12 protein-coding genes are annotated in these 14,924 nt (G+C 64.8%); 6 read left to right on the top strand and 6 right to left on the bottom strand.

Going from position 1 to position 14,924, the window contains the following annotated elements:
• The first annotated feature begins 230 nt into the window (after positions 1-230).
• Positions 231-1,616 (top strand): MFS transporter, encoded by a 1,386-nt coding sequence (locus SCLO_RS03865; protein WP_083949030.1) that lies wholly within the window; start codon positions 231-233, stop codon positions 1,614-1,616.
• A gap of 10 nt (positions 1,617-1,626) precedes the next feature.
• Positions 1,627-3,102, top strand: a complete 1,476-nt coding sequence (locus tag SCLO_RS03860; RefSeq protein ID WP_066516036.1) for an aldehyde dehydrogenase family protein — start codon at positions 1,627-1,629, stop codon at positions 3,100-3,102.
• A gap of 15 nt (positions 3,103-3,117) precedes the next feature.
• On the opposite strand, the gene SCLO_RS03855 is transcribed toward SCLO_RS03860, so the two are convergent.
• Together SCLO_RS03855 and SCLO_RS03850 are read right to left on the bottom strand one after the other, a co-directional pair.
• Positions 3,118-3,309, bottom strand: coding sequence for a ferredoxin (locus tag SCLO_RS03855; RefSeq protein WP_066515999.1), 192 nt, complete (start codon positions 3,307-3,309; stop codon positions 3,118-3,120).
• A gap of 12 nt (positions 3,310-3,321) precedes the next feature.
• Complete coding sequence (locus SCLO_RS03850; RefSeq protein WP_066515995.1) at positions 3,322-4,548, bottom strand: cytochrome P450; 1,227 nt, start codon at positions 4,546-4,548, stop codon at positions 3,322-3,324.
• Positions 4,549-4,794: 246 nt separating this feature from the next.
• On the opposite strand from SCLO_RS03850, the gene SCLO_RS03845 reads away from it, so the two are divergent.
• The 4 genes from SCLO_RS03845 to mazG all read left to right on the top strand — a co-directional run bounded on the left by SCLO_RS03845 (position 4,795) and on the right by mazG (position 9,252).
• On the top strand, positions 4,795-5,973 hold the full coding sequence (locus tag SCLO_RS03845; RefSeq protein ID WP_066515994.1) for an acyl-CoA dehydrogenase family protein: 1,179 nt from the start codon (positions 4,795-4,797) through the stop codon (positions 5,971-5,973).
• Positions 5,974-6,004: 31 nt separating this feature from the next.
• Entirely contained in the window at positions 6,005-7,156 is a 1,152-nt protein-coding gene (locus tag SCLO_RS03840; RefSeq protein WP_066515992.1) for an acyl-CoA dehydrogenase family protein, read from the top strand.
• Between the two features lie 188 nt (positions 7,157-7,344).
• Positions 7,345-8,355 (top strand): NADP-dependent oxidoreductase, encoded by a 1,011-nt coding sequence (locus SCLO_RS03835; RefSeq protein WP_066515989.1) that lies wholly within the window; start codon positions 7,345-7,347, stop codon positions 8,353-8,355.
• Positions 8,356-8,463: 108 nt separating this feature from the next.
• Positions 8,464-9,252, top strand: coding sequence for a nucleoside triphosphate pyrophosphohydrolase (gene mazG / locus SCLO_RS03830; protein ID WP_066515983.1), 789 nt, complete (start codon positions 8,464-8,466; stop codon positions 9,250-9,252).
• A gap of 12 nt (positions 9,253-9,264) precedes the next feature.
• Here mazG and hflX read toward each other — a convergent pair whose 3' ends face one another.
• The 4 genes from hflX to SCLO_RS03810 form a co-directional block, all read right to left on the bottom strand.
• Positions 9,265-10,596, bottom strand: a complete 1,332-nt coding sequence (hflX, locus tag SCLO_RS03825) for a GTPase HflX (protein WP_066515981.1) — start codon at positions 10,594-10,596, stop codon at positions 9,265-9,267.
• Positions 10,597-10,636: 40 nt separating this feature from the next.
• Positions 10,637-11,113 (bottom strand): RNA chaperone Hfq, encoded by a 477-nt coding sequence (hfq, locus tag SCLO_RS03820; protein ID WP_066516034.1) that lies wholly within the window; start codon positions 11,111-11,113, stop codon positions 10,637-10,639.
• Positions 11,114-11,247: 134 nt separating this feature from the next.
• Entirely contained in the window at positions 11,248-12,621 is a 1,374-nt protein-coding gene (gene ntrX, locus SCLO_RS03815) for a nitrogen assimilation response regulator NtrX (protein WP_066515978.1), read from the bottom strand.
• A complete protein-coding gene (locus SCLO_RS03810; RefSeq protein ID WP_066515976.1) occupies positions 12,611-14,866 on the bottom strand; it encodes a sensor histidine kinase in 2,256 nt (751 codons plus the stop codon). Before SCLO_RS03810 ends, ntrX begins: the two co-directional genes overlap by 11 nt.
• Positions 14,867-14,924: the final 58 nt, after the last annotated feature.

Here is a 14,924-nt window from a genome sequence, read left to right as displayed (position 1 = left end):
TTGCACTGAAGGGAACAATTATTGTCGCCGCCCCAACCGCCTTTCCCGAAACACAGATATTGACCTATGGTGCAGAAATGTGCGTTATGGCGTCGCCCCGCGACCATGCGGGCATCCCATCAAGAGATCGCGCTGCCCGGCGCGGCGTCAGCGACGGAGAAGCGAGTGTTCGAAACCCAAGGGAAACGCCCCTTTTCCCGCCATGATTCCCGCGGGCAGGCCCACCGGTCATGACCGCGACCCTCGCCGGATCGGAACCGGGCGAATCGCGACGCGAACCGACTCCCCCGGATCGGCCCGGCGCCGCCGCGCAGGCAACCTATCCCTCGCCCGCCATGGGCTGGATGACGGTCGCCATCCTGTTCCTCCTCTACATATTGTCCCTGACGGACCGGAACATCATGGCCCTGATGGTCGGCCCGATCAAACGGGATCTGGGACTGTCGGACCTTCAGATCAGCCTGTTGCAAGGGCCCGCCTTCGCCATCCTCTTCTGCCTCTGCGCCATTCCCGTCGGCATGGCACTGGACCGCTTCAGCCGCCGCATCGTCCTTTATCTGTCCGTCACGGTGTGGAGCATCGCGGCGGCATCCTGCGGTCTCGCGGGCAGTTTCATGGCCCTCGCCATGGCCCGCGCGGGCGTGGGCGCGGGCGAATCCGGCTTCGGCACCGGCAGCTATTCCGTGGTCGGCGACAGCTTCCCGCCGCACAGGCTCTCGCTCGCCATGTCCGTGTTCATCATGGGCGGCGTGATGGGGGCGGGCATCGTCTTCCTCGTCGGCGGCCCCATCGTCGGCGCGGCGATGAAGGCTGGCCCCGCGCATTGGCCGATCTTCGGCCTGTTGCAGCCCTGGCAGCAGGTCTTCATCCTGACCGGCGCGCCGGGCATCTTCCTCGCCTTCCTCGTCTTCCTGTTCCGTGAGCCGCCCCGTCGCAAGGCCGCCCCCTCCACCGGCGGCGCGGGCTATGGCGAGGCATGGGCCTTCATGCGCCGCTACAAGCCGCTTTACGTGGCGAGCTTCGTCGGCTTCGGCCTCGCCTATGCCGCGACCATCGGCTTCCAGCTCTGGACCCCGGTTTTCCTGTCGCGCGTCCATGGCTGGGAGCCGGGCCGCATCGGCCCCGTCATCGGCATCGCCCAGATCGCGGGCGCGGCCTGCATCCCGCTTCACGGCTGGATGGTCGACCGCCTCTATCGCGCGGGCCGGGCGGACGCGCACCTCTTCTGGTGCTTCTGGACCGTCATCGCCGCCGCGCCCTTCGGCGTCGCCGTGTTCCTGGTCGAAAGCCCGTGGATCGCGATGGGCTGCTACTGGGCCTTCATGGCGTTGATCCTCTCCACCTCCAGCATGGGACCGGCGACGGTTCAGGTCGTCACGCCCCAGCATTTGCGGGGTCGCATTTCCGCCCTTTACGTGCTGGCGTCCGGCCTCATCGCCATGGCGGGCGGCCCGGCTTTCATCGGCCTCGTCACCGACAAGGTGCTGGGCGACGAAATGAAGGTCGGCACGTCCCTCATCATCAGTATATTGTGCGTGCTCCTGCCCGCCGCCCTGCTCTTCGCCCTCGGCCGCCGGTCCATGCGCCGCGCCCATGCCGACCACGCCGCCCTTTGAGGACATATCCATGATCGAAACCCGACGCCCCGCCTTCCTGGATGGAAAGCCCAAGCAACTGCTGATCGACGGCCGGCATGTCGACGCCCTGTCCGGCCGCCGTTTCGAAAGCTTCAGCCCCTCGACCGGCGAACTGGTGGCCGAACTGGCCCTGGCCGATGCGGAGGATGTGGACCGCGCCGTCAAGGCCGCCCGCGCCGCCTTCGAAGGCCCGTGGAGCCGCTTCAAGCCCGCCGACCGGCAGGCCGTCCTCCTGAAACTCGCCGATCTCGTCGACGCGGAGTTCGACGATCTCGCCTTGCTCGATTCCATCGAAATGGGCCGCCCGATCACGGCGGCGCGCGGCCTTCGCGGGATGCTCCAGCGTTCGCTGCGCCATTTCGCGGGCGCGGCGACGGCCATTCACGGCCAGACGCTTTCCAATTCCTTCCCCGTCGATCTCATGTCCTTCACCCTGCGCGAGCCGGTCGGCGTGGTCGGCGCGATCATCCCATGGAACGGCCCGCTGTTCAGCGCCGCATGGAAGGTCGGCCCCGTCCTCGCCACCGGCTGCACCGTGGTCCTCAAACCTGCGGAGGACGCCTCGCTCAGCCCGCTCCGTTTCGCCGAACTCTGCCTTGAAGCAGGCGTGCCCCCCGGCGTCGTGAACGTCGTCACCGGCGCGGGAGCCGTCGGCGCGGCCCTCTCCACCCACCCCGATGTCGACAAGGTCGCCTTCACCGGCTCCTGCGAAACCGGCCAGCGCATCATCGCGGCCTCGGCGGGCACGGTGAAGCGCGTCACGATGGAACTGGGCGGCAAGTCCCCCAACATCATCTTCGCCGACGCCGATCTCGACCTCGCCACGCCAGCGGCGGCCATGGGGGTCTTCAACAATTCAGGACAGGTCTGCGCGGCGGGCACCCGCCTCTTCGTCCAGCGCCCGGTCTATGAGGAAATGGTGGAGCGGGTCGCGGCCTTCGGCGCGGCGCTGAAAATCGGCCCCAGCCTCGACCCCGACACGCAGATCGGCCCGCTGGTGTCCGCCAGGCAATTCGCCCGCGTCTCCTCCTATCTCGACCTCGGCCCGCAGGAAGGCGCGCGGCTCGTGACCGGCGGCCAGCGCGTCACCGGCGGCGATCTCGACAAGGGCCATTATGTCGCGCCCACTGTCTTCGCGGACGTGAAGGACGACATGCGCATCGCGCGGGAAGAGATTTTCGGCCCCGTCTCCTGCATCCTCCCCTTCGACGATTTCGACGAGGTCGTCGCCCGCGCCAACGCGACCCGCTTCGGCCTTGCGGGCGGCGTCTGGACGAAGGACATCGGCAAGGCGATGGAGGCGGTCCAGCGCATCCGCGCCGGGTCGGTGTGGGTCAATCATTATTTCGCGATGGACCCCTCCGTGCCCTTCGGCGGCTACAAGATGAGCGGCTTCGGCCGCGAAGGCGGCTCCGAACATATCGAAGCCTATCTTCAGACGAAGGGGGTCTGGATCAGGACCTGACCCAGCCCCCTCCCCTCATTTCAGGATTTCAAGCGCCCGTTCGGGGCAGGACTTCGCCCCTTTCCACGCCAGCCGTTCATCCTCCTCCGCGACGTCGATGTCGCCGGGCATGATATAGCCTTCGTCGTCCAGTTCGAAGATCTGCGGAGCCTTCGCCCAGCAGCGGGCATGGCCCTGGCATTTTTCCTTGTGCACGATGATCTTCATGACGCTTATCCTTCAGGACCAGTCCAGAATGAGGTTCTCGATCCCGAACACATGCCCGCCATAGGTGATGGGCGCGGTGCCTTCCTTGATGCGGAAGGTGGGGATGCGCTTCAGCCATTCCTCCAGCCCGACCACGATCTCGCGCCGCGCCAGATGCGATCCCAGGCAACGGTGCGGGCCATAGGCGAAGGCGGTATGCCGGTTATCCTCGCGTCCCAGGTCGATGCGGTTGGGTTCGGGAAACTCCTCGGGATCGCGGTTGGCGATCATCGTCGCGCAGGACACATAGTCGCCCTTGCGGATCGGCGCGCCTTCGAAGTCGATGTCCTTCGTCGCCACCCGGATCATCTGCACGGTCGGATAGGCGCGCAGCATCTCCTCGGCCGCCAGCACGATCCGCGAAGGCTCCCGCCGCAGCAGTTCCTGATCCTGCGGATGGCGCGCCAGATAATTGAGGTCGAACCCGATCGCCGCCGCCACCGTATCCAGCCCCGCCACGAACAGCAGCACGCCCGTCCCGCGTATCTCCATGTCGTTCAGCAGCCGGTCGTCCACCTTCGACTGCACCAGGAAGGACATGAAATCGTCCACCGGCGCCTTGCGCCGCTGCGCCGCCAGATCGTCGATGAAGGCGATGATCGTCCGCGCCGCCGCCGGGCGCTGCCGGTTGTCACCATGCAGCAGGTCGTTGGCCCAGCCGACGAACTCGTCCAGCCGGTCGTCCGACAGTCCCAGGAACCGCAGGAAGATATTCACCGCGAAGGGAAAGGCGAAATCCGTCATGACGTCGCAGCTCGTCCCCGCCGCCGCGATCCGGTCGATCAGGAACACCGCCCGTTCCCGCACCGCCGTCTCCAGCGCCATGACCCGCTTGGGCGACAGCAGCGGATTGAGCAGCGAACGGAATTTCCCATGCTCGGGCGGATCGAGCTCCAGCGGGATCATCGGCCAATCCTCCCCCAGCGCGGAGGCGAAGATGGCGCGATGGCTGGAGAAGGTCTCCGGGTCCTGCAACACCCGACGCTGGTCCTTGGCGCGCGTGATGACCCAGGTGCCGCGCCCGTCGCGCGTGTTGCCCGGCGAATAGAAGATCGGCGGCCCGTCATGCACGACCGCCGCCGCCGCCTGCGGATCGCCATGGGGCGTCGGCGTCATGCCGGGCGCGTCGAACAGGTTGAACGCGCCGATCATATGCGGCGGCACATGGTCGGGCACGGGCCGGGCAGCCATGGTTTCCATCCGTCACTCTCCTGAATCGGTCCGCCTCGCAGGGACGGCCCCATAATATTGCAACATAGTGCAGTTTATAAAAGGGCGCCCCCGTGTCAATCACCCTTTTGCCCGCCAGCACAAAACTATCCTATGGTGCAAAAATATACTAGCCTTGGCGCGAAGAGTGCCTTAATGATTCCGCACAGGAGCGCGGCTCGCTGCCTATGCAGGGCGGGATTGCCGGTTCGCCCGGATGGAAGACAGGGACCAGAGATGATGGACGCCAAAGCGATGGAGGGGCAGGATTTCCGACAGGAAGTCCGCGCATGGCTGAAGGCCAGCTTCCCGCCCTCCCTGACCGGCGTCAGCGGCCTCGTCTTCCAGAGCGACGCCCATGCCGCCGCCGCCAGCCCGGATTATCAACTCTGGCGCCGGCGGATGCAGGAAAAGGGCTGGGGCGTCCCCCACTGGCCCAGCCGCTATGGCGGCGCGGACATGGACGAAGCGGGGATACGCATATTGGCCGAGGAGATGACGGCCATCGGCGCCTTCAACCCGATCCGCAGCTTCGGCACGATGATGCTGGGCCCGACCCTGCTGGAATATGGCAATGAGGAACAGAAGCGGGAGCATCTGCCCCCCATCGCCGGGCATGAACGGCGCTGGTGCCAGGGCTTTTCGGAGCCCGGCGCGGGATCGGACCTCGCCTCGCTGCAAACCCGCTGCGTCGACATGGGCGATCACTGGCTGGTCAGCGGGCAGAAGATCTGGACCTCCGGCGCGGATCAGGCCGACTGGTGCTTCGCCCTTGTCCGCACCGATACCAGCCGCAAGCAGGGCGGCATCAGCTTCCTGCTGATCGACATGAAATCGCCGGGCGTCGAAGCCCGCCCCATCGTCCTCATCAGCGGATCGACCCATTTCTGCGAGGTCTTCTTCAACGATGTGAAGGTGCCCAAGGGCAATCTGGTGGGCGAAGTCAATCAGGGCTGGACCATCGCGAAACGGCTGCTCCAGTTCGAACGCAACAGCCTGTCGGAAGTGAAGGCGGAGATCACCTCCCTCGCCCCGCTCGCCCATCGCCATGTCGGCACGGACGCGCTGGGCCGCATCGACAATCCCGACCTGCGCGCCCGCATGATCCGCAACGCGATGCGGCACGAAGCCTATATGGCGACCGTGCGGCGCTTCGGCCAGGAATCGAAGGGCGGCGCGGAGACCCCCATTTCCGCGCTCAAGAATCTCTGGTCGGAAATCATCCAGCAGCGGTCGGAGCTTCTGGTCGAACTGCTCGGCTCCAACGGCCTGGGCTGGTCCGGGGATGCCTATGCGGAGGACGAACTGGAAGCGACCCGCGCATGGCTGCACAGCAAGGCTTTCTCGATCTACGGCGGCAGCTACGAAGTGCAGAACAACATCACCGCCAAGCGGACCCTCGGCCTCCCGGCCTGATGGGGATGAACGATATGGAGGAGGACGCCCCGTGGCGGTGCTGAACGACGAACAGGCGATGCTGAAGGACATGGCGGCCGGATGGGCGCGCGACCGGATGCCCGTCACCGCCCTGCGCGCCCTTTACGATCATGGCGGCGGCGCAAAGCCCGATTCATCGGGCCATGACCCTGCCGCATGGACGGAAATGGCGGAGATGGGCTGGGCCGGCATCCTCGTGCCCGAACAATATGGCGGGTCGGATTTCGGCTATCTCGGCATGGGACTGGTGCTGGAGGAGCTGGGCCGCACCCTTGCCGCCTCTCCCCTTTTGAGCTCGGCGCTGGTCGCGGCGACGGCCCTTCGGCTGGGCGGCTCCCCCGATCAGAAGGCCCGCTGGCTCCCCGCTATCGCGGACGGATCGGCCATCGGCACGCTCGCCATCGACGAAGGCCCGCATCACGCCCCGGAAAAGACCGCCCTGACCGCCACGGCCTCGAACGGAGGCTGGACCCTTGATGGCACGAAACGCGCGGTGCAGGACGGCATGATCGCCGATGTCGCGATCCTCGCCGCCCGCACGTCCGGCGCGTCCGGCGAGCGCGAAGGGCTGACGCTCTTCCTTATCGAAACCGGCTCCGATGGCCTCTCCCGTCAGGCGATGGACCAGATCGACGCCCGCCGCCCCGCCATCTTCACCCTTTCGGACATGGCCGTCGGCGCGGACGCCGTTCTGGGCGAAGTCGGCAAAGGCGCGGACCTGCTCGACGCTATATTGGACCGCGCCAATGCGGGGCTGGCCGCCGAAATGCTGGGCAGCGCGACGCAGGCGTTCGAAACCACGCTGGACTATCTCAAGACCCGCGTTCAGTTCGACGCCATCATCGGCTCCTTTCAGGCGCTGCAACATCGCGCCGCGCGGATGTTCGGGGAATTGCAGCTGACCCGCTCGGCGGTGGAAACGGCTCTCATCGCCATCGACGAAGGCGACGCGGACATTCCCGCCCTTTCCTCGCTTGCCAAGGCGATGGCGGGCGAGACGCTTCATTTCATCTCGTCCCAGATGGTGCAGCTTCACGGCGGCATCGGCATGACGCACGAACATGACGCAGGCCTCTACCTCAAGCGCGCGCGCGTCGCGGAGCAATGCTATGGCGGCACCGCATGGCACCGCGAACGCTGGGCGCGCCTGCGCGGGTATTGAACGTCTCTCCTTCTCCCCTCGTGGGAGAAGGATACGCAGCCTTGCCCGACGAAGTAAGGTTAGGCGCAGTGGGATGAGGGGGAGAACAGCGGTTCAAGGCTAGGCTTTGCCGTCAGGCGAGACGTTGAGAAAGCAAACCGTCGGCTCTCCACCCCACATCATCCACCTTCAACAGCAAGGACCCCGCCATGCAATCGCGCGAAATCCATCTGAAGCGACGCCCCGCCGGCGACACCGTGCCGGAAGACTTCGCGACCGTCGCCCGCGAACTCCCTCCCCCGGCGGCGGGCGAGGTTCAGGTCCGCAATCTCTGGATGGCGGTGGACCCGGCGATGCGCGGCCGCATGAACGACGTCAGGAGCTACATTCCCCCCTTCGCCCTCGACGCCCCGATGGAAGGTCCCGCCATCGGCGAAGTGACCGCCTCCAACGACCCCGGCTTCGCTCCGGGCGATCTCGTCTTTTCCCGTCTGGGCTGGCGCGAAGCCTTCAACGCCCCCGCCTCCGCCCTGCAACGGCGCGACAGGGCTTTGCCGCCCCAGGCCTATCTCTGCTATGCCGGGATGCCCGGCCTCACCGCCTATGCGGGCCTGTTGCGGATCGCCGCGCTCAAGCCCGGCGACGTGGTGTTCGTCTCCGCCGCGTCGGGCGCGGTCGGCTCCATCGCCTGCCAGATCGCCCGGAACAAAGGGCACAAGGTCATCGGATCGGCGGGCGGCCCGGAAAAGGTCGCCTTCCTGCGCGACGTGCTGAAGGTCGACGGCGCAATCGACTACAAGGCCGAACCCAGCCTCACCAAGGCGCTCGCCCGCGAGGTGAAGGCCATCGGCGCGGAGGGGATCGACGTCTATTTCGAAAATGTGGGGGGCGATCATCTTCAGGCGGCGCTGTCGCTCGCCAACGATTTCGCGCGCTTCGCCATTTGCGGCATGATCTCGCAATATAACCTCACCGAAGCGCCCGTCGTGCCCCGCAACCTCACCATGCTGATGACCAAGCGCATCCGCATGGAAGGCTATATCGCCCTCGACCATATGGACCTGGAGCCGCAGATGCTGGCCGACATGGTCGCATGGCACGACGCGGGCCGGATGGCGCAGGCCGAAACCGTCTATGAAGGGATCGACAAGGCCCTCGACGCCTTCTGGGGCCTCTTCACAGGCGCCAATATCGGCCGCACCATGGTGAAGCTGGGGTGAACCCGGCCTGACAGGCCATTTCCTATTTCCTACAGGACCCGGCGGACACCCCTGTAGGAAACCCCTTCAAAACGCTATAGCTTCGCCATCTCGTTCATGGATTCACCGATGCCCGCCGATCCCAAAGCCAGCCCCGCCGACATCATGCCCCTCGCCACCGTCATGGCCCGCCTGCGCGATCCCGACACCGGCTGCCCCTGGGACATCCGGCAGGACTTCGCCAGCATCGCCCCCTATACCATCGAGGAAGCCTATGAAGTCGCCGACGCCATAGAGCGCAACGACATGCCCGCCCTGTGCGACGAACTGGGCGACCTTCTGCTCCAGGTCGTTTTCCACAGCCGCATGGCGGAACAGGCCCGACATTTCGATTTGCAGGACGTGATCGACGGCATCACCGCCAAGATGATCCGCCGTCATCCCCATGTGTTCGGCGACACCGCCCATCGCGAGGACGGCCACGCCCAATGGGAAAGCATCAAGGCCGCCGAACGCGCCGAAAAGGAACCCGATCCCAGCGCGCTGGCCGGCGTCGCCCTCGCCATCCCGGCGCTCCTGCGCGCGGAGAAGCTCCAGAAGCGCGCCGCTCGCACCGGCTTCGACTGGCCCGACACCACCGGCGTCCGGGCCAAGATCGAGGAAGAGCTGGCCGAGGTCGAAGCCGCCGTCTCTCCGCAGGACCGGCAGGAGGAAATCGGCGACCTGCTCTTCGCCGTCGTCAATCTCGCCCGTCACCTGAAGGTCGATCCCGAAGTCGCCCTGCGCGCCGCCAACGCCAAGTTCGAACGACGTTTCCGCCAGATGGAGGACATGGCGGGCGACGCCTTCGCCAGCCTGTCCCTCGACGCCAAGGAAGCCCTGTGGCAGCGCGCCAAAGGCAAGGCGAAAGCGGACTAGGCCTGACCGGCCTCAGCCGCTGTTCCGCTTGAGAAAGCGCGCCAGCGCGGAATCGGACAGGCGCACCTCGACGATCATCTCATCGGCCTCCGAACGGGTCGACAACACCTCGCCATGCTCATGCAGCCAGGCGAGCGCCGCCCCTTCGGCCGATGGCACATGCAGGACATGAACGCTGGCTCCCGCCGTCAACCGGCCGCTGATCGCCCGCTCAAGCCGATCCACGCCTTCGCCCGTCAGGGCCGACAGGATCACCACATCGTCCCGCCGTTCCGCCACCTCCCGCATGGTGGCGGAGGTTTCCGGATCGAGCAGGTCAAGTTTGTTCCAAGCCTCGATGACGGGAGGCGGCTCGTCGCCCGCTTCACCATCTCCCCGGCCATCCCCGGTCACGCCCAGTTCGCCCAGCACGTCCAGAACATCCTCGCGCTGCGCTTCGGTATCGGGATGGGCAATATCGCGGACATGCACGATAAGATCGGCGGACAGCACTTCTTCCAGCGTCGCGCGAAAGGCCGCGATCAACTGCGTCGGGAGGTCCGAGACGAAACCCACCGTGTCCGACAATATCGCCTTGTCCAGCCCGGGCAGGGCAATCTGCCGCATGGTCGGATCGAGCGTGGCGAACAGCAGGTCCTGCGCCATGACATCGGCTCCCGTGAGCCGGTTGAACAGGGTCGACTTCCCCGCATTGGTATAGCCGACCAGCGCAATCACCGGCCACGGCGCCCGCTGCCGCCGCGCGCGGTGCAATCCCCGCGTACGCGTCACCTGATCCAGTTCGCGGCGGATTTTCGCCATGCGGTCGCGGATCATCCGCCTGTCCGCTTCGATCTGCGTTTCGCCCGGACCGCCGAGGAAGCCGAACCCGCCCCGCTGCCGCTCAAGGTGGGTCCAGCTCCGCACCAGCCTGCCCGCCTGATAGTCGAGATGGGCCAGTTCAACCTGCAAGCGCCCTTCATTGGTCGCCGCCCGCTCCCCGAAGATTTCGAGGATCAATCCCGTCCGGTCGATCACCTTGGCGGAGGTCGCCTTCTCCAGATTGCTCTGCTGGACCGGGCTGAGTGCGTTATCGACGATGACCAGTTCCGCCTGCTCGGCCTCCACCAGCGCCGCGATGCTTTCCACCTGCCCGCTGCCGAACAGGGTGGCAGGCTTGCGGTCGCGAACGCGAAAGGCCTGCGCCGCGCAGACCTCTATGCCGATCGCCAGCGCAAGCCCCTTCGCTTCTTCCAGTCGCGCGTCGCTGTCCCGCCGTTCCGCGCCCTGCGTTTCCGCGCGCACGACCACAGCCCGCGCGCCGCGGCTGACTTCATCGGATGAATCGCGGTTGAAGGTCGCCATGCGAGCCTAAACGATCAGACGGACAGGCAAGAGCAAGGGATCAGTCTTCGCTTTCGCCGGTCAGGTCGACCGGATGAAGCGGCTGCACCGTGGAAATGGCGTGCTTGTAAACCAACTGCACCATGCCGTCGCGTTCCAGCAACATGCAGAACAGATCGAAAGCCGCGATCTCGCCCTGCAACATCACGCCGTTCACAAGGAACATGGTCACCGGACTGCCAGAGGTCCGCACGGCGTTCAGGAATATCTCCTGCAACAGCCGCGACTTGCCGTTCGCGTCGCCTGCCTTGCGGATATCGGTAAGGTCCATCGGCTGCGCAGGCATGATCGTCGAGATCGCATGTTTGTAGACAAGCTGCGATTGCCCGTCACGGCGCAACAATACCGAAAAATTGTCGAACCAGGTGATGATGCCCTGCAACTTCACGCCCTTGACCAGGAACATGGTCACGGGGGTCTTGCTCTTGCGCAGGCTGTTGAGGAAAATATCCTGTAGATTGTTCACTTTATCGGCCATGGTCTTCACCAGTCCTTTATTGGCGGGACGTTACCCGCACCTGCATCCCTGGGCAGGATGTCTTGCCTGCCTCCGCCAATCGGAAGCGAACGGACTTTACCGCAATTGCGAAGAGCCGTCCACCCGGCATCCCGTCAGCTATCCTTGCCCTCCGTAATGCCCAGCAGCTTGAGCTTTCTATGAAGCGCCGAGCGCTCCATCCCGATGAATGTGGCGGTGCGGGATATGTTCCCCGAGAAGCGCCGGATCTGGATACGCAGATATTCGCGCTCGAAGCTTTCGCGCGCTTCCCTGAGAGGCGCGCCCATGATGGCGGACTGCCCGATTCCTTCGTCTCCGCCCCCGCTGGTGAGTTCGGCGGGCAGCATGTCCAGTTCGATGCGCCCGATCCGGTCGCCAGGCGCAAGGATCATCGTGCGCTCTATCACATTGCGGAGCTGGCGGACATTCCCCGGCCATTCGTTGGCCTGCAAGGCGGCCATGGCGTCGCTCGCAATCTCCGGCGAGGGCACCCGGCGATCGGCCGCGAACCGGGCCAGATAATGTTCGACCAGCGGGGGGATGTCGTCGCGCCGTTCCGCCAGGGGCGGAATCGTCAGCGGCACGACATTGAGGCGATAGAAGAGGTCCTCGCGAAACCGGCGCTCCTCTATTTCGACCGCCAGGTCGCGCGCGGTGGACGATATGACCCGGACATCGACCTTGACATGCCTCTGGCCGCTGACGCGGGTGAAGCTCTGGTCCGTCAGGACGCGCAGAATCTTGCCCTGAGTGGTCAACGGCATATCAGCGATTTCGTCGAGATAGAGCGTACCGCCATGGGCCTGCTCCAGATAACCGGGTCGAACCAGGCCGCTGGGGTCTTCCACGCCGAACAATTCTTCCTCGACCCTGTCCGGGTCCATGCGCGCGGCGGCGACGATGATGAAAGGCGCGTCCGCCCGCCCGCTCCAGCTATGGAGCATGCGGGCGGCCACTTCCTTGCCCACGCCCGCAGGGCCGGAAATCAGCACGCGGCTTCCCGTGCCCGCGACCTTCTTGATGGTGGCGCGGACGGCGTTGATGGCGGCGGACGTGCCCGTCAACTCGTCATCCTGCCCGAAGCGCGCGCGTAAAACCTGATTTTCCCGGCGCAACCGTTCCGTTTCCGTGGCGCGCGAAACGAGATGCAGGAGCCGGTCCGCCTCGAAAGGCTTCTCGATGAAATCCGTCGCGCCCTTGCGGATCGCGGCGACGGCCGTGTCGATATTGCCATGGCCGGAAATCATCAGCACCGGAATGGTCGGGTCGCGCCGCTTGATCTCGTCCAGAAGATCGAGACCGTCCATCCGCGATCCCTGAAGCCAGACATCGAGCAGGACGAGCGACGGCCGCCGGGCATCCAGCGCCTCGATAGCCGCATCGCTATGCGCGGCAGTGCGGGTCGTGAATCCTTCATCCTCCAGCACACCCGCGACCAGATCGCGAATATCCTCTTCATCGTCCACTATCAGAATATCAAGCGCCATGGGCCGTCACTTTTCCTTTAGGCAGGGCTATCATCTGCCCATCTTCCAGTTTTTCCAGCGCCGTGATGGGGAAACGCAGGGTCACCCGCACTCCCCCGCCTTCGGCATCGTCGAAGCGGATTTCCCCCATATGCTCCTCGACAATCTTCTTGACGATGGCGAGGCCCAGACCCGTCCCCTTCGAGCGGGTGGTCATATAGGGTTCCAGTATCCGGTCGCGTTCGGGGGGAAGGCCGATGCCATCGTCGCGAACTTCCACGATCAGGCTGTCCTCTTCCCGCCCCAAGGACATGCAAATATGCCCCCGAGGATTTCCACCCTCAGAAACCGATTTTGGTTCAATGGCTTCGACAGCGTTCTTCACGATATTCGTGAGCGCCTGCCCTAATTGCCGTCGATCGCACACCAGTTCCAAGTCTTCCGCCTTGGAAAGGAATTGGAACTGGATATCGGGATGCGCGACTTCGTGCAGGAACAGGGCATGGCGGGCTATGTCGCCGACAGCCTCGCGCCGGAAAACCGGCTTGGGCATACGCGCAAAGGAGGAGAACTCATCCACGATACGGCGCAAATCCCCCACCTGCCTCACGATCGTGCCGGTCAACCGTGAAAAAGTCGCCTTGTCGCTGCTGATCTCTTCCGCGTAGCGGCGTTGCAGCCGTTCGGCGGCAAGCTGGATCGGCGTCAGGGGATTCTTGATTTCATGCGCGATGCGGCGCGCCACATCCGACCATGCCGCGCGCCTCTGGTCGGAAAGCTGCTGCGTGATGTCGTCGAAGGTCAGGATGTGGCTGGATGCGTCGGCGGAAACCTTCACCGCCAAGGTGCTGATGTCTGCATTGGTGCGCACCTGCACGATGCCGGCATCGTCATCCGACGCAATCATCTCCCATAATTCGGGGGCCAGTTCCGCCAGGGGACGCCCCACCGGGTCGTCGCCATCCTGCGCCAGGATCGCGGCCGCCGAACTGTTGAGCAACTGGATGATGCCTCGCCGATCGACGGAAAGGACACCGGCGCTGACCCCCGAAAGAATGGCCTCGATAAAGGCGCGCCGCTCGTCAAGCTGGCTGTTCGCGGCGACCAGGGCGCCTGTCTGCGCCTCCAGTCTCTGCGTCATCCGGTTGAACGCCGATGCGAGCGTGCCGATTTCATCCCGGCTGGAAGGGCTCGTGACGCGGGCGGACAGGTCGCCCGCGGTGATCCGCCTCGCCGCCGTGACAAGTTCATTGACTGGACGCACCATCCAGTCGGCCACAGCCAAGGCGATATAAACGGCGATGCCCACCAGCAGCAAAGAGCCAACGAACAAGGCCATGTTGAAGCGTAATTGCAGTGCCCGCGATTGCGCGGCGAAGATATCATAGTCCGCCAGCACTTTCTGCGCGCGCTCGACATTGCTGAAGGCGGAGGAGCCTGAATCCCGTGTCGCATAGAGGTAGATGCGCCGTCCCGGATAAAGCAGGGTGACGGCCTCGATCTGGTTGGGTTTGGCATCCACCACGACATTCTGCCCCGATGCCAGTTTTTTCACGGTCTCGGCGGAAAGCATCTCCGCTGCCGGGCGGCTATCGGGATCGACCGTCGCGGCGGTGCGGGCGACGCCATCGCGGCCCACCTCGATAATGGCGGACCGATTGAGCTTTCGCGTCACGACCTGATAGATATATCCCTCGGCAAAGCGGGGACTCGAAACCTCTGATTGATTGAGATAATCGCGCAGGTCGCCCGCCATGGTGACCGTTTCGTCGCCGACTTCCCGCAGATTCTGCTCATAATAGCCCCGTGCCAGATCCGTGGCGTTCTGGAGCATCCCGCGCGCGCTGTCGGAGAACCAGAATTGCACGCCATATTGGAACAGAAGCGAAGCGAAGATCACGACCAGCAGCATGGGAACGCTGGCCACGATCGAGAACATCGCGACCAGCCGAACGTGAAGTTGCCCATCGCTGCCGATGGCCGATTGGGCGGCGCGCCGCTTTGCGACCCTGCGCCCCAACAACACCAGCAGCGCAATCGCCGGCACCAGGTTGGCGACCAGCAGAAGAGCGACGATGGGCGGCGTCAATAGCGTGTAGGATTGCCCCTGCCCTGACAGGAGATGATAGGTCAGCCCCGCCACGGCAACGAAAAGCACCAGCGTGGTGATTTCCACCAACGTCGCAAGGCGCCCGTTGCGCGAAAACCGGCGAAGATATCTCTTCATCCTGAAAACCCCGGAGGGCATGGTTGTCGCGCGATCCATAGTGGCATGGTTACAACAATAATGTGCCCGATCAAACACAGGAATCTTCCGTCAGACG

This window comes from Sphingobium cloacae, assembly GCF_002355855.1.
Lineage (GTDB): Bacteria > Pseudomonadota > Alphaproteobacteria > Sphingomonadales > Sphingomonadaceae > Sphingobium > Sphingobium cloacae.
This window is presented reverse-complemented; position numbering and strand designations above follow the sequence as displayed.